Genomic DNA, 18,341 nt, shown 5'->3' on the forward strand with positions numbered 1-18,341 from the left:
TTAAGGCTAATACTCGCTAAATCTTAGATGGAGCGTTTCACCTCAACCACTTCGAATACTTCGATTTGGTCGCCTACTTTAACATCGTTGTAGTTCTTCACGCCGATACCGCATTCCATACCGTTGCGCACTTCGTTAACGTCATCTTTAAAGCGGCGCAGGGATTCCAGTTCACCCTCAAAGATAACCACGTTGTCGCGCAATACGCGGATCGGATTATTACGTTTGATCAGCCCTTCGGTTACCATACAACCGGCAATGGCGCCGAACTTCGGTGAACGGAACACATCGCGCACTTCCGCCAAACCAATGATTTCCTGTTTGAATTCCGGTTCGAGCATACCGCTCATCGCAGCTTTGATTTCATTCAGCAATTCATAGATGATGGAATAATAGCGTAGATCGATATTTTCAGTTTCGATAATACGGCGGGCCGATGCGTCAGCACGTACGTTAAAGCCGAGTACGATAGCATTGGAGGCCGCCGCCAAGGTAGCATCGGTTTCGGTAATTCCGCCGACACCGGAGCCGACCACTTTAACTTTCACTTCCTCGGTAGAAAGCTCCTGCAATGACTGTACGATAGCTTCCACCGAGCCCTGAACGTCCGCTTTGACGATAACGTTCAGTTCCGCCACATCGCCTTCCGCCATATTGCTGAACATATTTTCCAGTTTAGCTTTCTGCTGACGGGCAAGTTTCACTTCGCGGAATTTACCCTGACGGTATAAAGCAACCTCGCGGGCTTTTTTCTCGTCGCGTACCACCGTAGCTTCGTCTCCCGCCGCAGGTACGCCGGAAAGTCCCAGCACTTCGACCGGAATGGACGGGCCGGCGCTTTCGATTTCTTTACCGTTTTCATCGCGCATAGCACGTACGCGTCCGTACTCAAAGCCGCACAAGACGATATCGCCGCGCTGTAAGGTACCGGACTGTACCAGAATAGTGGCGACCGGACCGCGACCTTTATCCAGATAGGATTCGATTACCACGCCGCTTGCCATACCTTCTTTGACTGCGGTAAGTTCAAGCACTTCGGATTGCAACAAAATAGCATCGAGTAATTCGTCGACGCCGCTACCTTTTTTCGCCGAAACGTGCACAAACTGCACATCGCCGCCGAATTTTTCCGCAACCACTTCATATTGCAGCAATTCCTGCTCGACTCGATCCGGATTAGCTTCCGGTTTATCGATTTTATTCACCGCCACCACAATAGGTACGCCGGCGGCTCTGGCGTGCTGAATGGCCTCGATGGTCTGCGGCATTACGCCGTCATCGGCAGCAACCACCAATACAACGATATCCGTCGCTTTCGCACCGCGTGCACGCATTGAGGTAAAGGCGGCGTGCCCCGGAGTATCCAGGAAGGTAATCATTTTGCCGTCGGCGGTTTCCACATGATAAGCACCTATATGCTGGGTAATACCACCCGCTTCGCCGGCGGCAACTTTCGCTTTACGAATATAATCGAGTAATGAGGTTTTACCATGGTCAACGTGGCCCATAATGGTAACCACCGGCGCACGGGTAACTTTTTCCGCATTAATATCGCGATCTTCCAGTACCGCTTCTTCCAGTTCGTTTTCTTTACGCAGAATAACCTTATGTCCCATTTCTTCGGCAACCAGCTGAGCGGTTTCCTGATCAATAACCTGATTAATGGTAACCATTTCTCCCATTTTCATCATGGTTTTGATAATTTCGGTGGCTTTAACCGCCATTTTATTCGCCAGATCCGCAACCGTAATGGTTTCACCGATCACAACATCGCGGTTAACCGCCTGAGCCGGTTTGGTAAAAGCCTGCTGTAGAGCGCTGCCTTTTTTACCCTGTTTGCCTTTGCCGCCTTTCGGTTGATTACGACGGTTGGACTCGCGTTCGGTTTTGCTGTTTTCGTCCTCACGCGCACCTTTTTTAGCTTTGGCTACTTTCGCCTTACCGCTGCGATTACGATTTTCTTTACGCCGTTCCTCTTCGTCTTCCGCTTCACGGGCATAGCTGGAAGTCAGACGGTAATCCTGATAATCGTCGGCATTATCATTAGCCCCGCTATTATCGGCGAGATCGGCATAACGCTTCGCTTCCTCCGCCGCTTTACGCGCCTGTTCTTCCGCTTTCTGACGGGCTAACTCCTCCGCCTTGCGACGTAATTCGGCTTCTTCTGCTTTGCGTTTTTCTTTTTCGCTGTTTTCTTTGCTTTCCGCCTGAGGTTTTACTTTTTGTTCGGCCGTCGCTTTAGCGGCTTTTTCTGCTTCCGCCGCCAGTTTCTTCGCTTTTTCAGCGGCTTCCTGTTCTTTTACCTGCTTTTCTTTTGCCAGTTTTTCTTCCGCCGCTTTTTTCGCTTCCGCTTCCTGTTGCAGTCTTAATGCTTCCGCCGCCCGTTTTGCCGCTTCGGTATCAATCTTGCGGGATTTACGCACTTCAACCTGAACCTCTTTGGTTTTACCGCCCGCACCCGTTCCGCTGACGGTGGTTTTGGTTCTGCGCTGTAAACTTAGTTTTTTGGGCGCATTCTCAATTTTCTTTTCTTGTTCTGTCATATAATTCAATCCTTATTCATCACCGAACCAGCAGATATTACGTGCGGCCATAATCAATTCCGCCGCTTTTTCCGCACTCAGTTCTTCAATATCGCTCAGATCATCTACGCCCTGTTCTGCCAGTTCTTCCAAGGTGGTGATTTGTTTTTCCGCCAGTTTGAAGGCGATATGGCGTTCCATACCTTCCAGGTTCAGTAATCTGTCTTCAATATCCGCCCGTTTTAACGCCTCTTCTTCCGCCAAAGCCTTAGCGGTCAGTACGTCTTTCGCTCGAGTTTGTAATTCTTCCACCAGATCTTCGTCTTCAAGCCCGTCGATGGCGGTCAATTCGCCGACCGGTACATAGGCTAACTGCTCTAAAGAATTAAAACCTTCTTCAATCAGGATCTGTGCGAATTCTTCATCGATTTCGAGGGAATCCATAAACAGGTTGAGGATTTTTTTATCTTCCGCCTGATGTTTTTGTTCCAACTGCTCGCTGGTCATTACGTTCAGCGCCCAGCCGGTCAGCTGGGTGGCCAGGCGTACATTTTGTCCGTTACGGCCGATAGCCTGCGCCAGATTGCTTTCCTCCACCGCAATATCCATGGAATGGTTATCTTCGTCCACCACAATGGAGCTGACATCCGCCGGCGCCATGGCATTAATTACAAACTGAGCGGGATTATCGTCCCAGAGTACGATATCCACACGTTCGCCGCCCAATTCATTGGTGATCGCTTGTACGCGTGCGCCGCGCATACCCACGCAGGCACCCACAGGATCAATACGTTTATCGTTACTTTTCACCGCAATTTTGGCACGCGAACCCGGATCGCGGGAAGAGGCTCTGATTTCGATCAGTTCTTCGCCGATTTCAGGCACTTCCAGTCGGAATAATTCTTCCAGCATTACAGGTTTGGAGCGGGTAACGAAAAGCTGAGTTCCCTTGCTTTCCGGATTCACTTTATACAGTACCCCGCGGATACGGTCGCCCGGGCGGAAGTTTTCGCGCGGCAGCATATCTTCGCGCTGAATCACCGCTTCCGCTTTGGCCGGATCTTCTTTATTCCCTGCCAGTTCTAAAATAATCATATCGCGGGTAACTTTTTTCACCGTTCCCGTAACGATTTTTCCTTCCTCGGCACGGAACTGCTCTACTACTTTGTTACGTTCCGCTTCACGGATTTTAGTACTGATTACCTGTCTGGCGGTCTGCATGGTAATACGATCAAAAGCGATGGATTCAATTTGATCTTCCACATAATCGCCCGGGTTAATCTCCGGGTTTTCCAGTCTTGCCGCTTCCAAGGTGATTTCTTTGGTCGGATTTACCACCTCTTCCACCACCAGCCAGCGCCGGAAAGTTTCAAATTCACCGGTTTTCGGGTTAATTACGACGCGTACGTCAATTTCCTGTTCGTATTTCTTTTTGGTAGAAAGTGCAATGGCGCTTTCCAACGCTTCAAAAATCTTTTCACGAGGTAACAACTTTTCATTGGATACGGCTTCGGCCGCTAATAAAATTTCTTTGCTCACTTTATATTGCCTCTATAAATTAAAACTTCGGAATTAGGTTTGCTTTCTGGATATTGCCGAACACGAAGCTCTGGCTCTGGCCATCCACCGTTAAGGTCAGCATATCCCCTTCAATATTTTCCAGTCTGCCCTGCCATTTACGCCGATCGGAAACGGGGATCCGTAAATGCAGGCAAATCTCCCGCCCTATATAACCTTGATACTGGGCGAGAGTAAATAAAGGTCGATCCAGGCCGGGAGAAGACACTTCCAGATTGTATTTGTCCGTAATAGGATCCTCTACATCCAGAACCGCACTGACCTGACGGCTGACATCGGCGCAATCGTCAACAATTACGCCGCCGTCCTTATCGATAAACAGACGTAGGGTTAAATAACGCCCCGCACGCTGACATTCGATTCCCCAAAGTTCGAAGCCTAAATCTTCCACCGGCCCCTGCAGCATTTCCTGCAATTTTTGCTCTAATGTTGCCAACTTGTTCTCCTGTTAAGGCATCAATCTTCTTTATCAGATAATCGAATCAACGCCCGTCTTCCCCGTAAATCCTGAATCTCAGACGTAAAAAAAGGGCTAAAAGCCCAGTTCTACATTCGATTTTTTTGTATAAAAAAACCCCTAAAATCTGGGGTTCTTCACTGAACTTATATTTAAATCTGTCAAAATAACATATAAGTAAGTGGTTGCGGGGGCCGGATTTGAACCGACGGCCTTCGGGTTATGAGCCCGACGAGCTACCAAGCTGCTCCACCCCGCGTCCGAAAATATGTGCGCATTATAATGAGTTCGCGCTTAAATAGCAAGTTTTTCTCAAAACTAATTACAAGGCTTAAAAACTAATCCCGGAACCAATCGCAATGCCCGCACCGCCGTTATTAACGCCGAATCCGCCGCCAACACTACAGGCGCCGAGCAAGAACAGACAACAAACTATCAATCCCCATCTTTTCATGATTTTTTATCCTTGTTGATAAACATTAATTCGAATAAGCGATACAGTGCGATTAAATCCATACGGGCAATAGGTTTAAAGGGCAACAACAGATAATATACGCAACGATAACGGCGCAGCAAATCAAGCATTTTCCCCCAGAGTTCCGGCGGACAAAAACTCCGATAACTCTCTATCGCACCTAATACCTGCGCATCGGATAAATGCTTGGAGCGACATAGGCTATGTAAATATACCAAACCGTCGCGAATTTTCTGCCATTCCATATTCTCTCGGCGGGAATGACATTCGAAATCCATAAAACTGACCTTCCCCTTATGCCAGGCAATATCTCTGAGCGCCGGGCGCCCGTGGATAAATCCCCGTTCATGTAAGCTATTCAGTGCTGCGGCACTATCGGCCAGAATCTCAGCTTTACATTGCTCGGACAGGCTTTTATCTTCAATCCATGAATTCAGCGTTCTGCCCACATCTTTTACTACAAAAAAATCCTTACCGAATAAAACCAACTCCGGTACCGCTGCACCTTGTTCGTTCAAGCGGCGCAAAATCGCCGTTTCCTCAGCGAAATGCTGTTGCGGATGCGCTTTTAGGATACGCCAGATCCCCTTAAGCTTCTCCGGCTGCTTCAGCCAATACTTTTGCCCTTCATATTCGAAAGGCATTATGCGTTTTCCTTTATTTTCAAGCAGCAGACGCGCCACATGGCCTGAAAATGAATTTTGAGTTGTAGATAACATTATAAAATTGAAATAGTAAAAATAACGCTTTTTTAATTTTGCGACGGCGTGCTATATTTTCGGTCAAACCTCGCATTAACCGAAGTTCCGGCTGCGCGGAATCGTCCGTCAAAAATAGCCCTGCCGAAATCTTTTCCGGTACTCCCCTATTCATTGACGAATAAGTCCCACAACCGGAGCAAGAAAGTAACCGATTATGGAGTAAATCCTCAGAATGTACAATAAATTACGCTTCTTTTTTATCGCAATGGCCGCTTTTTTACCCGCTTTGGCTGCGGCCAATATGTTTTCGGTTTCGGAACAGGAAATTAACGCCTATCTGAGTAAGAAAGTGGAAATCAATGATAAATTCGGCTTGCCGGGCTTATTCGGGGTAGACTACAGCTTACGCGATCTTTCCGTACAAATCGGACGCAAAGACAATAAACGCGTGGAATTAAGCGGCGTCCTCAGCGGTTTATTCAGCCTGCCGCAAAAGGAGCAGTTCGCCGGACAACTAAATCTAACCATAGATACCATTCCCTACTATGATCCGGAACAGGGGGCTGTTTATCTGAAGGATATCCGGATTTTACAATGGTCCGGCTCGCCACAAAAATATATGAATCAACTGCAAACGGTAATGCCTTTTCTGAGTAAAAGCGTAGCGGCATTAATGGAGCATATTCCCATTTACAAACTGGACGAAAGCAAGGCGAGAGATGTATTGATTAAGAAATTCGCCAAAGGTATCCGGGTGGAAGAAGGGGCTTTGGCATTAGATGCCGGCGTGCTTTAGCCTTGGAGGAGCTTTATTCGTGCGGCGAACCGAAAAGCGCCGCACTGATTTTAAGTTTTTTTGTTTGACTTTTGTTTTTCGCCAGTTCTAGGTTCAGAATATCATGCTTTCCTCGGTTTTCTCCTTGCTCGGCTAATCTCTGAATCAGCGCGATAAAAACAATGCGGCGGCACCGCGTACGCCGCCGGAATCGCCGTATTTAGCTTTTTTAATCGGCGGCACCAGCGCGCTGCGCATTAAATGCGAGGGCAGAGCCTGCGGTAAGGCCTGATACAAATAATCAAAGTTGGACAGTCCACCGCCCAGAATGATTACATGAGGATCCAGCGCAGTAATAATATTACCGATGGAAATGGCGCATAGTTCGGTAAAAATTCGCACAAAATCCACCGCACTTTCATCGCCGAGATAAAAACGACGAATAATTTCCTGTGCGCTAAGCCCTTCCCCTTTCAGATCTCGATACAGCATTTCAAAGCCGCGACCGGACAAATAGGTATCCAAACAGGCATGATTACCGCAGCCGCAGGAATAAATCGGCGCCTTATCCCAGCCGAGTAACTTTAATGCGTGATAGTTGAGCTGTAGATGTCCCAGTTCGCCCGCCATACCGATCTGCCCGGAATGAATTTTACCGTTAAAGACCAATCCGCCGCCGAATCCGGTTCCCAGAATCAATCCTAAAACAAAGGGGTATTGCTGATTTTCGTCAGCCCAAGCTTCCGACAGCGCAAAACAGTTGGCATCATTTTCAGCCCGCACTTCACGGCCTAAACGTTCGGATAAATCTTTCAGAATAGGTTTATTATCCGCTACCCGAATATTAGTAATTTCCGCCAATCCGTTTTCTTGATTCACGAATCCCGGAATACCCAACCCCACCGATCCTTGACAGGCAAAGCGCTTATCCGCCTTTTCCACCAGAGTGCTGATGCAGTCCAACCAATCCTTATAACTGCTTTTCGGCGTATCCACACGCTCGCTGTACTGTTGCTCCAATTTGTGGTTGAAAACCGCCAATTCGATTTTCGTTCCGCCGATATCAAAACCGTACAACATATATTTTCTCCGAATGTAAATATTATTTCCCGCGGCGGGAATAAGCTGAAAGCTTGCCGCCAAAGGCAGATTTGCGCTGTAAATAAACAAAAAGCGGGCAATAAATCAGCCAGGCCAACAAACTGCCCGCCAATAAATCAATGGGATGATGCATACCCAAACGTACACGACTGAGTTGCACCAGTACCGCCCAGAGGGCAACGGCACCGATTAGCAATTTGGTTTTGTAATCCCGTCGGTTAAACAAGCGGCTAACGCCCACTGTCAACATCAGCCAGCCGGCGGCAAAAACACTATGTCCGGAAGGAAAAGAATAACCGGTTTCACTACGACGATGCTTAACCAGCCAGTGCGGTGTCTGCTGCCGGGCATAATAAGCGGATACTATTTCTTTGCGGCGGCTGCGTTTTTCCGCATAAAAATCTTTTGCTGACAGCGTCCCCGTTTGGGTCAGTTCCAGTACATAGGGTCGAGATTCGGCAAAGCATAATTTCAACCCGCTTTTCAGCCCCTGAGTCAGCGCCACGGAAGCCGAAATCAGAATAAACAAATGCAGACGCGACTTTCCCTTCGGCGCCAGAAAAACCAATATCAGGCTAAAAACAATGTATGTAATAACCGCATAAGGCATACCGCCGCTTTCTGTCAGCAGATAAAGCAGATAATCGAAGTCCGTCAGTGAAGCGTCGTTTTGCCACGCCCAGCCGCCGTACCAAATAAAAAATGGTACACAACAAAGCAACAAAGTATATAATGACAGGCGTTTTAGCATAGCGACCTTTAATTTAGCCGGAGGCCTGCATTCTAGCATTAATAGTCGCAAAGGAATAAGGATTTATTTTATGAGTAAAATTCAGCTTGTAGCTGAAGCGAATTTACCGACGGAATTCGGTTTATTCCGTATTGTCGGATTTGAATTTCCGCAAAGTAAGAAAGAACATATAGCGCTCGTAATGGGAGATATTTCCGACGCCGATACGCCGGTACTGGCCAGAATTCATTCGGAATGCCTAACCGGTGATGCACTGCACAGCTTAAAATGCGATTGCGGGTTTCAGCTTAGTACTGCGCTGCGCCAAATCAGTGAAGAAGGTCGCGGCGTGCTGATTTATCATCGGGAGGAAGGTCGCGGTATCGGGCTTATCAATAAAATCCGCGCTTATGCCCTGCAAGATCAGGGAATGGATACGATTGAAGCCAATCTCGCCCTCGGTTTTGCGGCGGACGAACGCAATTTTGCCGTCTGCGCCGATATTTTTGAGTTATTGGGGGTTAAGCAGGTACGTCTGCTTACCAATAATCCGGAAAAAATAGAAACCATGCGTCAGGCGGGAATCAATGTTACCGAGCGCGTACCGCTGAATGTGGGAGAAAACCGTTACAATACCGGTTATCTGGATACAAAGGCGAAAAAAATGGGGCATTACATTATTCATAACAATGAAAAGCACTTTTTAGACTGTCCGCACTGTCAGGCGGAAATTCCGCATACCCCGCATAAATAATCTTTTGCCGGAGCATGGAAAAATCCATGCTCCTTTTTCCTTTTATGCTTTGTCTTCCCTTTGGGTAAGAAAGCGTTCGCGCAATTGATGCAGCTGATCGCGTAAGGCCGCCGCTTTTTCAAACTCCAGATCCTGCGCAAACTTGTACATCTGTTGTTCCAGTTTCTTAATCTGCTGCTGATATTCTTTCGGATTACGCGGCGTATCGTAAAGTGCGGTAGGTTCCGCCACTTTTTTCGTCCGCATTTTATCCTTGCCTTTATAATTCGCGCCCTGCCCGATATCCAGCAATTCGCCGACTTTCTTATTCAGTGCCTGCGGAACTATGCCGTGCCGTTCATTATATTTCATCTGTTTTTCACGCCGGCGGTTGGTTTCCGTAATAGCCTTTTGCATGGATTTCGTTATTGCATCCGCATACAAAATGGCCTTGCCCTTGAGGTTACGGGCGGCACGCCCTATGGTTTGGATCAAAGAACGCTCGGAACGTAAAAAACCTTCTTTATCCGCATCTAAAATCGCCACCAAAGAAACTTCCGGAATATCCAACCCTTCGCGCAGCAGGTTAATACCGACTAAAACATCGAATTCTCCCAAACGTAAATCGCGGATAATTTCCACCCGTTCCACCGTATCAATATCGGAATGTAAATAACGAACTCGGATTCCGTGCTCATCTAAATAATCAGTTAAGTCTTCCGCCATACGCTTGGTCAGAGTGGTTACCAATACCCGTTCATTATTCGCCGCACGCTGACGCGCTTCCGATAATAAATCGTCCACTTGGATCGCAACCGGTCGGATTTCGATTTCAGGATCCAGCAGCCCGGTAGGCCGAACCACCTGATCGATAATTTCATCGCCGGATTTTTCCAATTCATAAGGACCCGGTGTTGCCGATACATAAATGGTCTGCGGCGCCAGACGTTCAAATTCTTCAAAACGCAGCGGGCGGTTATCCAATGCGGAAGGTAAGCGAAAGCCGTATTCCACCAAGGTTTCCTTACGCGAGCGATCGCCGCGGTACATTCCGCCGATCTGAGGTACGGTTACATGAGATTCATCGATAATCAGCAAACCGTCGGAGGGGATATAATCGAATAATGTCGGCGGCGGTTCGCCTTCATTACGTCCGGATAAATAGCGCGAATAGTTTTCTATCCCCGAGCAGTAGCCCAGTTCGTTCATCATTTCGATATCAAACTGAGTGCGCTGGGTTAAGCGCTGCTCTTCCAGTAATTTATTGTTGTCCAACAGCTGCTGACGGCGCTGCGCCAGTTCCGCCTTAATTTTTTCAATCGCATCCAGAATACGTTCGCGCGGCGTAACATAATGGGTTTTCGGATAAACGGTAAAACGAGGAACCGTACCGAAACTGGCTCCGGTTAGCGGGTCAAACAAACTTAAACGTTCAATTTCATCATCAAACAGCTCGACTCTCAGCGCCTGATCATCGGATTCCGCCGGGAAAATATCAATTATTTCGCCGCGTACTCGAAAGGTACCGCGCTGAAAAGCCTGATCATTGCGGGTATATTGTAATTCCGCCAGCTGCGCCAAGATCTGACGTTGGTTGATAATCGCCCCACTTTGCAAATGCAACATCATTTTCAAATAAGAATCGGGATCGCCCAAACCGTAAATGGCCGAAACCGAAGCCACTACAATGGTATCCCGCCGTTCCAGAAAGGATTTGGTCGCCGATAAGCGCATTTGTTCGATTTGATCATTAATGGATGCGTCCTTTTCAATAAAGGTATCGCTACTTGGAACATAAGCTTCCGGCTGATAATAATCATAGTAGGAAACAAAATACTCCACCGCATTTTCCGGAAAAAAGGCCTTCATTTCCGCATACAGCTGAGCCGCCAGGGTCTTATTCGGCGCCAGCAGCATCGCGGGACGATTCAGTTGCGCAATAACATTGGCGATGGTGAAGGTTTTACCGGACCCTGTTACTCCCAACAAGGTCTGATGCGCCAGCCCGTCATTCAGATTTTCCACCAGTTTCTCGATAGCCTGCGGCTGATCACCCGAGGGTTGGAATTCAGAATGTAAAATAAAGGGCTTGGTATTAATTTTCTGAGTCATGGAATTCGCTTGCTTTCTACTGATCATATTTCAAGTGCGGTGTATTTTATCACAATTTTTTTACAATATCAGAAGGTAAAACACTAGGTTTTACACAGAGTTATATTTGTCAAGACAGCTATCTCGCAAAAATGGAAAAAAATTTATAAAATTTTTCTGGAAATTTAATAACTCATTGATAAATAAGAAAATGACATTTTGCAATCAATTAAAAACAAAAGCGGGATAAAGCCAGAACCCATCAGGCGTAGGCGGTTTTTCCGCAACATAATTCACAGAGTTATCCACAGCCTTTGTGGATAGAAATTTTCTGATTGTTTTTTATTCCGGATTAAGATAATTTTTCTTCCGGTGGGAAGATTTTTGCTTTTCAGGCTTGACAACGGCAATAAGGATCTTTATCATTCGCCACCTGTCGTCGCATCTTATCTGAATAATGCCGCGACAACCTTTATTCCTCCTTAGTTCAGTCGGTAGAACGGCGGACTGTTAATCCGTATGTCGCTGGTTCAAGTCCAGCAGGAGGAGCCAAATTTTTTCTTTTGACCGCTTTTTATTTGTCTCCTTTTATAAAAGTATTGGTTAGGTCGAAGGAATTTTTGAGCCCGAGAAAATTCGGGCTTTTATTTTTTTCTTCTGATACCTACAGGCCCTTAGCCACCGAATAAAATTCTCCCCCCCGTTGTCTGTAGCGTCGTCGTATAAAGCAATCCCAGCGCGATTACCATCAATGATATTCCCAGTACAAATCTGATTATGCCGCCCGTCTGTGTTGCAATAGCGGGAGAAAAATACCATCTACTGACACGCAGAGCGCTGTTACGCGCAAAGCGGACAAGCAGTGCGAACAGGGACAAGGTAATCCCGGTTCCTAGCGCCATACAGAGTGCGGCGGCAATTCCCCAACCATACAAACCGAGCATATAAGAAAAAAACAACACGAAAACAGCGCCGCTACAAGGCCGCATTGCAATGGTTAATATCGTCAGCCATTGTGAGCGGCGATCTTGACGGGCGCGCTGCATATGCTGATAAATATGCTCCCCTCCGCAGCTGCATGAAGCCCCCTGAGAAACAGTCGAAATTTTAACCGCACTTTGCCTAGGAAGCGGCACAAACTTTGCGCTATCCGCTTTTCTGATGGAACGGATATTCATGGCGACAATAGGCTTCCGCCATAATGAATTTATACTCTGTCGGCACCAATACCAGCCAAGCCACAGCAGAAATAAAAAGGCGATGCGTTCCAACCAGAGCTGAGTCCCATGAAAATAGGCCGAAGATAAATTCAGTGCGACAACAATAACCGAAGTCAGCAGAACAGCCGTTACGCCCTGCAACAAGGCGGATAGGAAGCTTAACCCTACCCCCGACTTCAATTGCGACGGCTGAGCGGTAAGATAAGCGGCTATTACAAATTTTCCATGCCCGGGGCCAAGGGCATGGAGCAGGCCGTATAGAAAACTGATCAGCATGAGCGTTCCGCCCGCATACAGAGAATTTTGCCGAATCTGGGGTAATGCGGCGGCAATACTCTGATTGAACTCTCGCTGCCAGAGCAAAATATTTTGGATCAGCCAAGGAGAAAAATAAAATAGCAGAACCGATACCGCTAATAATAAAATCAGCAACCCGCAAAATGTTACAATGCTTTTCCGTTCCCTTCCCTTTAGTCGCATAGAATAACCACCTGCTGTGCAAATTGTTTCCCTAGGGTATCGTCCTCATCTTTCTGGCTTTTATCCAAGGACAGAGCATATGCCTTTAATTCGCTGCTTACGATCGGTTGCTGCAGCTCACCACGACAGTTTTGCGGCAAGGCGGAAAAATCCGCACTTTTTTCGCCCTTATCATAGAGCATAGCTACGTAATAGGTGGGATCATAGGTAGAAAGGATAAAACTATTACTTTTCAGCGCCACGGGTTCCGACAACATAAAATCAAAATAATACAACACCTGCGTACCCTCCGCCCGCATTCCGTAATGAAGCGGTTTGGCACTGTATTTAATTTTTTCTCCGCGACGGTTAAACAAATAACTGAAATAATGCTCGGCAATAATATTTTGCATGATTTCATCGCTCAGCTTTTGTTTCGCCTTCTCATCCGATGCGAGCATTAAATCATACAGAACTTGAGATGAGCTGGGTTCGTCCAACAACCATTGCATGGAAAAACCGGTGAGATGGTTATTTTCAACCAATACCCGGCTTTTCATATCAATAAAAGCATGAGGATGGGCCGCTACCGATTCGGCAAAAATAAAGCAGATCGAAAAAATAATCACAAACAGCGATTTCCGCACAGTAACCTCCTGTTAAACCGACGAATAACCGCGCCATCTTATCACAAAGGGAAAAATCAAAGAATAACCTTGACCTATATCAAGGAAAATCCATATCTCGGTTTCCTTTATCCGTCTTTTCCGCTAGGATAATCCCCATCAAGTGATAGCTTGATATTCATAAAGTTCCTAAATAAAATAATCATAAAATAAATAGCTAAACTACTTTCCTACCACCCGCTTCGGGTGGTTTTTTTTAGGGGCAAGCGCCCCTGCCGTACCCGCCCTTACATATCAAAGAGATTTCAAGTAAAATGAGTCTTTTTCCGGACAGTAACTATAGGATTCCGTATGTCAACACAATTTGTTTATACAATGCAACGCGTAGGTAAGGTGGTACCGCCTAAGCGTCATATTCTCAAAGATATTTCTTTAAGCTTTTTTCCCGGTGCAAAAATCGGCGTACTGGGATTAAACGGTGCGGGAAAATCCACCCTGCTGCGCATTATGGCCGGAGTGGATAAAGAGTTTGAAGGCGAAGCACGCCCTCAACCTGGTATTAAAATCGGTTATCTGCCGCAGGAACCTAAATTGGATCCGCAGCAAAGCGTACGCCAAGCGGTGGAAGAAGGTGTTAGCGAAGTAAAAAGCGCTCTGGATCGTTTAAATGAGGTCTATGCCCTGTATGCGGATCCCGATGCGGACTTTGATAAACTGGCGGCCGAGCAGGCACAATTGGAAGCCGTAATACAGGCTCATGACGGGCATAACCTGGAAAATCAACTGGAGCGTGCCGCCGATGCTTTGCGTCTGCCGGATTGGGATGCCAAAATAGAGCATTTATCCGGGGGGGAGCGCCGCCGTGTAGCGCTTTGCCGTTTATTACTGGAAAAACCGGATATGCTACTGCTGGACGAACCGACTAACCATCTGGATGCGGAATCCGTGGCTTGGTTGGAACGCTTCCTGCACGACTATGAAGGAACCGTGGTGGCGATTACCCATGACCGTTACTTCTTGGATAATGTAGCCGGTTGGATTCTGGAGTTGGATCGCGGCGAAGGCATTCCTTGGGAGGGCAATTACTCCTCTTGGCTGGAACAGAAGGAAAAACGCCTTGCTCAGGAAGCCGCAGCAGAATCCGCTCGTCAGAAATCCATTGAAAAAGAACTGGAATGGGTTCGCCAGAATCCGAAAGGCCGTCAGGCAAAAAGCAAAGCTCGTATGGCACGTTTTGAAGAACTCAATAGCAGCGACTATCAGAAACGGAATGAAACTAACGAGTTATTTATTCCACCCGGTCCGCGTCTCGGCGATAAAGTTATCGAAGTACAGAATCTGACGAAATCTTACGCTGATCGCACCCTGATCGAAGATTTATCTTTCAGCATACCTAAAGGTGCCATCGTAGGTATTATCGGTGCCAACGGTGCAGGTAAATCAACGCTGTTCCGTATGTTATCCGGCAAAGAACAGGCGGATTCCGGTTCCATTACATTGGGTGAAACCGTTGTATTGGCATCGGTGGATCAGTTCCGCGACAGCATGGATGACAAGAAAACCGTATGGGAGGAAATTTCCGGCGGTCAGGATATTCTGACCATAGGTAATTTTGAAATTCCAAGTCGCGCTTATGTGGGACGTTTCAATTTCAAAGGCGTTGATCAGCAAAAACGGGTAGGTGAGCTTTCCGGCGGCGAACGAGGACGCTTACATCTGGCCAAACTGCTGCAAACCGGCGGTAATGTGCTATTACTGGACGAACCTACCAATGATCTGGACGTAGAAACCTTACGCGCACTGGAAAATGCCATTCTGGAATTCCCCGGTTCCGCATTGGTAATTTCCCATGACCGCTGGTTCTTGGATCGTATCGCCACCCATATTCTGGATTACGGTGATGAAGGTAAGGTAACCTTCTATGAAGGCAACTTCTCCGACTATGAAGAATGGAAGAAAAAGACCTTCGGTGCGGATGCCGCTCAACCCCATCGCATTAAATACAAACGTATCAGTAAATAATACGGAAAAAATCAGGGGGCGAAAAACTTCGTCCCCTGATTTATACCTTTATATCCACACATAAATAAAAAATCAATAAAAAAGCACCGCTCTTTTTACGACATTTTCGCTTTCTCTGCTTTGTGCGGTTGATCTTCTATTCTGGAATATATCCTTCATCTTCTTCGCTCGGATTAAGCGCCCCTTGTTTTGCCAACTGGTCGCAAATTTCATTTTCCGCATGTCCCGCATGCCCTTTAACCCATTGCCAGTTCATTTGGTGTTGCTGAATCGCCTGATCCAACCTTATCCATAAATCCTGATTTTTTACCGGCTTACCATTAGAGGTTTTCCATTGATTTTTTTTCCAGTTAAAAATCCAACCGGTAATCCCGTTTTTCATATACTGACTATCGCTATATAATGTTACCTCACAGGGTTCCTTCAGCATAGCCAACGCTTCAATTACTGCTCTAAGCTCCATACGGTTATTGGTGGTGCGAAAGTAACCGCGAGAAAGCCGTTTCTCATGTTGTCTATAGCGTAATAGCACGCCGATACCACCTGCTCCCGGATTACCTAAACAGGAGCCATCGGTAAAAATTTCAATCCGTTTGCGCATAAAAAATAAAGAAATTCAAACTAATAACTTTGCTATAATAGTGCAAAATCAACCAAATAAACAGTCGAATATATGAAAACCGAAATAGATAATAACCGACAGATTGTACTGGATACGGAAACCACGGGGATGAACCAGTTTGGCGCACATTACGAAGGGCATTGTATTATTGAAATCGGTGCCGTAGAAATGATTAACCGCCGCTATACCGGCAGAAAATTGCATCTTTATATCAAACCCGATCGCCCTATTGATCCCGAAGCCATTAAGGTTCACGGTATTACCGATGAAATGCTGGCGGATAAACCGGATTTTACCGCCGTCGCCCAAGAATTTATTGATTTTATTCAGGGTGCCGAGCTGCTGATTCATAATGCGCCCTTTGACGTAGGATTTATGGATTATGAATTCCGCAAACATAATATCAATATAAAAACCGCCGATATCTGTACGGTTACCGATACCTTACAAATGGCGCGCCAGATGTATCCGGGCAAGCGTAACAGCTTGGACGCATTATGTGATCGCCTGTCCATTGATAATAGTAAACGTGTGTTGCACGGCGCCTTGCTGGATGCGGAGATTTTAGGTGATGTCTATCTGGCCATGACCGGCGGCCAAACAAGCTTATTTGACGAAGAGGAAGCGAAACCCGCCATAGAAGAAATTCAAATCGTAGCTCAAAGCAGCACGGATTATTCCGGTGCAAATTTGAAGCTTATCGAACCCACACAGGAAGAACAATTGGCCCACCTGGAATATATCAAATTAATCAGCAAAAAAAGTAAAGATAATTGCCTGTGGGAAAAACGTTTATTAAAAGATGAAGAAAGCCAACTACATTAATAGACTAAAGAATTCGCTTTTCGTTTAGGATTTAAGCAAGTAAACTCAAGCAATGAAAAAAAAGTTGACGGAATACCCTTTCGCGATTATCATCTGCCACACCAATGCGGAGTGGTAGTTCAGCTGGTTAGAATACCTGCCTGTCACGCAGGGGGTCGCGGGTTCGAGTCCCGTCCATTCCGCCATTTTTATCCTCAGATTTACGGAGCGGTAGTTCAGCTGGTTAGAATACCTGCCTGTCACGCAGGGGGTCGCGGGTTCGAGTCCCGTCCGTTCCGCCAATTTTTATCTCTTTTCCGCTTTATCAAGTAATATATTATTAGCTTTATTTACTTTAATTAAAGTTTTTAATTACCAAGAGTAAATAAATCTTTTAGCAGTTACCTTATATCCCCCTAATTGTTAAGCATAATAAATAAAAATATAGTCTCCTCCTATCTCTTGCAGAATGCTGATTTTGTACAATCAACCGAAGGAAATCGCGCTTATTCTCCCTAATATTCGGCGTAACCTCATTAAAAAACCCTCCTGAGTAAGGAGGGTTTTGTTTAACTATTAATAAGATTATTTGGCGATACCTGAGCCGTCCACTTCAACTTCAACGCGGCGGTTTGGCTGTAAGCACTGAATATATGCGGCCTTATTACCTTTATTGCTGCATTGTTTTACCGGCTGTGATTTTCCTGCTCCATAAGCGATCATCACATTAGCCGGAATACCGCGCTGTGCTAGGTATAAACGTACGGTTTCCGCACGACGCTGAGACAATTTACGGTTATAACTTTCACTACCGAGTAAATCCGTATGTCCGGTAATTCTAACGCTATTCAATTGATCAAACTTACTTAATTCCGAAGCAAGTCTATCCAATTCCGCTCGTCCTTTTGCGTTCATATCGCCAATATCGCCTTTATTAAAGCTAAATAAAGCATCCGCCGAAAGCGTATAGCGTTTCATTGCCTTTTCTGCACCACCACAGGCGGCATCAACAGGCTCTACCGCTTTCCAGTAAAAACTACGAGCATAGCTGTCTTTATCAAATAACACTTTGTATTGGCAAGTTGTTATATCATCCTTACCTACACCGGGCGTATTAAAATGAAATAAATAATCCCACTCACGCACACGGAAGCCTTCTCCGTACTGCGGACGACCGATTAAGGCATAAAGCTGATCCTTTGTCATCCCGGCACGAATTTCTTTTAAACTTTGTACATTCGGGAATGTCCCCCGATCCTTATCAAAAGTCGTATCGTAAGCCTTCGGCCACACCACTTTATCCGTAGTACCGTCCGATTTCACATTGGTTCCGGCCGTTGTACAGGCGGATAAAGCAGCCATAGCACCGATAAGTACGGCTAATTGTTTTAGTTTACTGTTAAACATTGTTTTTCCTTGCTCTGA

The 18,341-nt window shown here is 46.3% G+C and carries 16 protein-coding genes and 4 tRNA genes; 7 read left to right on the forward strand and 13 right to left on the reverse strand.

Annotated features, from left to right (window positions below):
• Positions 1–23 precede the first annotated feature (23 nt).
• The 6 genes from infB to EDC45_RS07995 all read right to left on the reverse strand — a co-directional run bounded on the left by infB (position 24) and on the right by EDC45_RS07995 (position 5,676).
• Positions 24–2,543 carry a translation initiation factor IF-2 gene (gene infB / locus EDC45_RS07975; RefSeq protein ID WP_133545219.1) on the reverse strand — a complete coding sequence of 840 codons (2,520 nt, stop codon included), beginning with the start codon at positions 2,541–2,543 and terminating at the stop codon, positions 24–26.
• Between the two features lie 12 nt (positions 2,544–2,555).
• Positions 2,556–4,061 (reverse strand): transcription termination factor NusA, encoded by a 1,506-nt coding sequence (gene nusA, locus EDC45_RS07980; protein WP_133545221.1) that lies wholly within the window; start codon positions 4,059–4,061, stop codon positions 2,556–2,558.
• A 19-nt stretch (positions 4,062–4,080) separates the two neighbouring features.
• Positions 4,081–4,536 carry a ribosome maturation factor RimP gene (gene rimP / locus EDC45_RS07985; RefSeq protein ID WP_133545222.1) on the reverse strand — a complete coding sequence of 152 codons (456 nt, stop codon included), beginning with the start codon at positions 4,534–4,536 and terminating at the stop codon, positions 4,081–4,083.
• A 203-nt stretch (positions 4,537–4,739) separates the two neighbouring features.
• Positions 4,740–4,816 (reverse strand) — tRNA-Met (locus EDC45_RS07990).
• 72 nt (positions 4,817–4,888) lie between these two features.
• Complete coding sequence (locus tag EDC45_RS10450; RefSeq protein ID WP_279526597.1) at positions 4,889–5,011, reverse strand: hypothetical protein; 123 nt, start codon at positions 5,009–5,011, stop codon at positions 4,889–4,891.
• The gene (locus EDC45_RS07995; RefSeq protein ID WP_243728780.1) at positions 5,008–5,676 is read right to left on the reverse strand and encodes a lipopolysaccharide kinase InaA family protein; all 669 of its coding nucleotides are present in this window, start codon (positions 5,674–5,676) and stop codon (positions 5,008–5,010) included. The genes EDC45_RS10450 and EDC45_RS07995 overlap by 4 nt, the downstream gene beginning before the upstream one ends.
• A gap of 289 nt (positions 5,677–5,965) precedes the next feature.
• Between EDC45_RS07995 and EDC45_RS08000 the strand changes: the two genes are divergently transcribed.
• Positions 5,966–6,529, forward strand: coding sequence for a YceB family lipoprotein (locus tag EDC45_RS08000; RefSeq protein ID WP_133545226.1), 564 nt, complete (start codon positions 5,966–5,968; stop codon positions 6,527–6,529).
• Positions 6,530–6,673: 144 nt separating this feature from the next.
• On the opposite strand, the gene nagK is transcribed toward EDC45_RS08000, so the two are convergent.
• Entirely contained in the window at positions 6,674–7,588 is a 915-nt protein-coding gene (nagK, locus tag EDC45_RS08005) for an N-acetylglucosamine kinase (protein ID WP_133545228.1), read from the reverse strand.
• Between the two features lie 22 nt (positions 7,589–7,610).
• Positions 7,611–8,360 carry a phosphatase PAP2 family protein gene (locus EDC45_RS08010; RefSeq protein WP_133545230.1) on the reverse strand — a complete coding sequence of 250 codons (750 nt, stop codon included), beginning with the start codon at positions 8,358–8,360 and terminating at the stop codon, positions 7,611–7,613.
• A gap of 70 nt (positions 8,361–8,430) precedes the next feature.
• Between EDC45_RS08010 and ribA the strand changes: the two genes are divergently transcribed.
• Positions 8,431–9,093, forward strand: a complete 663-nt coding sequence (gene ribA, locus EDC45_RS08015) for a GTP cyclohydrolase II (RefSeq protein WP_133545232.1) — start codon at positions 8,431–8,433, stop codon at positions 9,091–9,093.
• 42 nt (positions 9,094–9,135) lie between these two features.
• Here ribA and uvrB read toward each other — a convergent pair whose 3' ends face one another.
• Positions 9,136–11,184, reverse strand: a complete 2,049-nt coding sequence (uvrB, locus tag EDC45_RS08020; protein WP_133545234.1) for an excinuclease ABC subunit UvrB — start codon at positions 11,182–11,184, stop codon at positions 9,136–9,138.
• Positions 11,185–11,639: 455 nt separating this feature from the next.
• On the opposite strand from uvrB, the gene EDC45_RS08025 reads away from it, so the two are divergent.
• Positions 11,640–11,715, forward strand: a tRNA-Asn gene (locus EDC45_RS08025).
• Between the two features lie 122 nt (positions 11,716–11,837).
• Here EDC45_RS08025 and zevB read toward each other — a convergent pair.
• Positions 11,838–12,863 (reverse strand): zinc transporter permease subunit ZevB, encoded by a 1,026-nt coding sequence (zevB, locus tag EDC45_RS08030; RefSeq protein ID WP_133545236.1) that lies wholly within the window; start codon positions 12,861–12,863, stop codon positions 11,838–11,840.
• Entirely contained in the window at positions 12,854–13,489 is a 636-nt protein-coding gene (gene zevA / locus EDC45_RS08035; protein ID WP_133545238.1) for a zinc transporter binding subunit ZevA, read from the reverse strand. Before zevA ends, zevB begins: the two co-directional genes overlap by 10 nt.
• Positions 13,490–13,819: 330 nt before the next feature.
• Between zevA and ettA the strand changes: the two genes are divergently transcribed.
• Positions 13,820–15,490, forward strand: a complete 1,671-nt coding sequence (gene ettA / locus EDC45_RS08040; RefSeq protein WP_133545240.1) for an energy-dependent translational throttle protein EttA — start codon at positions 13,820–13,822, stop codon at positions 15,488–15,490.
• Between the two features lie 136 nt (positions 15,491–15,626).
• On the opposite strand, the gene rnhA is transcribed toward ettA, so the two are convergent.
• The gene (gene rnhA / locus EDC45_RS08045) at positions 15,627–16,091 is read right to left on the reverse strand and encodes a ribonuclease HI (protein ID WP_133545242.1); all 465 of its coding nucleotides are present in this window, start codon (positions 16,089–16,091) and stop codon (positions 15,627–15,629) included.
• 72 nt (positions 16,092–16,163) lie between these two features.
• Between rnhA and dnaQ the strand changes: the two genes are divergently transcribed.
• The 3 genes from dnaQ (at position 16,164) to EDC45_RS08060 (ending at position 17,218) form a co-directional block, all read left to right on the forward strand.
• A complete protein-coding gene (dnaQ, locus tag EDC45_RS08050; protein ID WP_133545244.1) occupies positions 16,164–16,937 on the forward strand; it encodes a DNA polymerase III subunit epsilon in 774 nt (257 codons plus the stop codon).
• A gap of 108 nt (positions 16,938–17,045) precedes the next feature.
• A tRNA-Asp gene (locus tag EDC45_RS08055) sits at positions 17,046–17,122 on the forward strand.
• 19 nt (positions 17,123–17,141) lie between these two features.
• Positions 17,142–17,218: transfer RNA gene (locus EDC45_RS08060), tRNA-Asp, on the forward strand.
• A gap of 283 nt (positions 17,219–17,501) precedes the next feature.
• Here the strand turns inward: EDC45_RS08060 and EDC45_RS08065 are convergent.
• Positions 17,502–18,323 (reverse strand): OmpA family protein, encoded by an 822-nt coding sequence (locus EDC45_RS08065; protein WP_133545246.1) that lies wholly within the window; start codon positions 18,321–18,323, stop codon positions 17,502–17,504.
• Positions 18,324–18,341 lie beyond the last annotated feature (18 nt).

It is taken from the genome of Mesocricetibacter intestinalis (genome assembly GCF_004363295.1).
GTDB lineage: Bacteria > Pseudomonadota > Gammaproteobacteria > Enterobacterales > Pasteurellaceae > Mesocricetibacter > Mesocricetibacter intestinalis.

Coding starts and splice junctions, on each gene's coding strand:
- infB (WP_133545219.1), bottom strand. CDS start 2,543: ATGACAGAACAAGAAAAGAAAATTGAGAATGCGCCCAAAAAACTAAGT.
- EDC45_RS10450 (WP_279526597.1), bottom strand. CDS start 5,011: ATGAAAAGATGGGGATTGATAGTTTGTTGTCTGTTCTTGCTCGGCGCC.
- EDC45_RS07995 (WP_243728780.1), bottom strand. CDS start 5,676: ATGCCTTTCGAATATGAAGGGCAAAAGTATTGGCTGAAGCAGCCGGAG.
- EDC45_RS08000 (WP_133545226.1), top strand. CDS start 5,966: ATGTACAATAAATTACGCTTCTTTTTTATCGCAATGGCCGCTTTTTTA.
- nagK (WP_133545228.1), bottom strand. CDS start 7,588: ATGTTGTACGGTTTTGATATCGGCGGAACGAAAATCGAATTGGCGGTT.
- EDC45_RS08010 (WP_133545230.1), bottom strand. CDS start 8,360: ATGCTAAAACGCCTGTCATTATATACTTTGTTGCTTTGTTGTGTACCA.
- ribA (WP_133545232.1), top strand. CDS start 8,431: ATGAGTAAAATTCAGCTTGTAGCTGAAGCGAATTTACCGACGGAATTC.
- uvrB (WP_133545234.1), bottom strand. CDS start 11,184: ATGACTCAGAAAATTAATACCAAGCCCTTTATTTTACATTCTGAATTC.
- zevB (WP_133545236.1), bottom strand. CDS start 12,863: ATGCGACTAAAGGGAAGGGAACGGAAAAGCATTGTAACATTTTGCGGG.
- ettA (WP_133545240.1), top strand. CDS start 13,820: ATGTCAACACAATTTGTTTATACAATGCAACGCGTAGGTAAGGTGGTA.
- rnhA (WP_133545242.1), bottom strand. CDS start 16,091: ATGCGCAAACGGATTGAAATTTTTACCGATGGCTCCTGTTTAGGTAAT.
- dnaQ (WP_133545244.1), top strand. CDS start 16,164: ATGAAAACCGAAATAGATAATAACCGACAGATTGTACTGGATACGGAA.
- EDC45_RS08065 (WP_133545246.1), bottom strand. CDS start 18,323: ATGTTTAACAGTAAACTAAAACAATTAGCCGTACTTATCGGTGCTATG.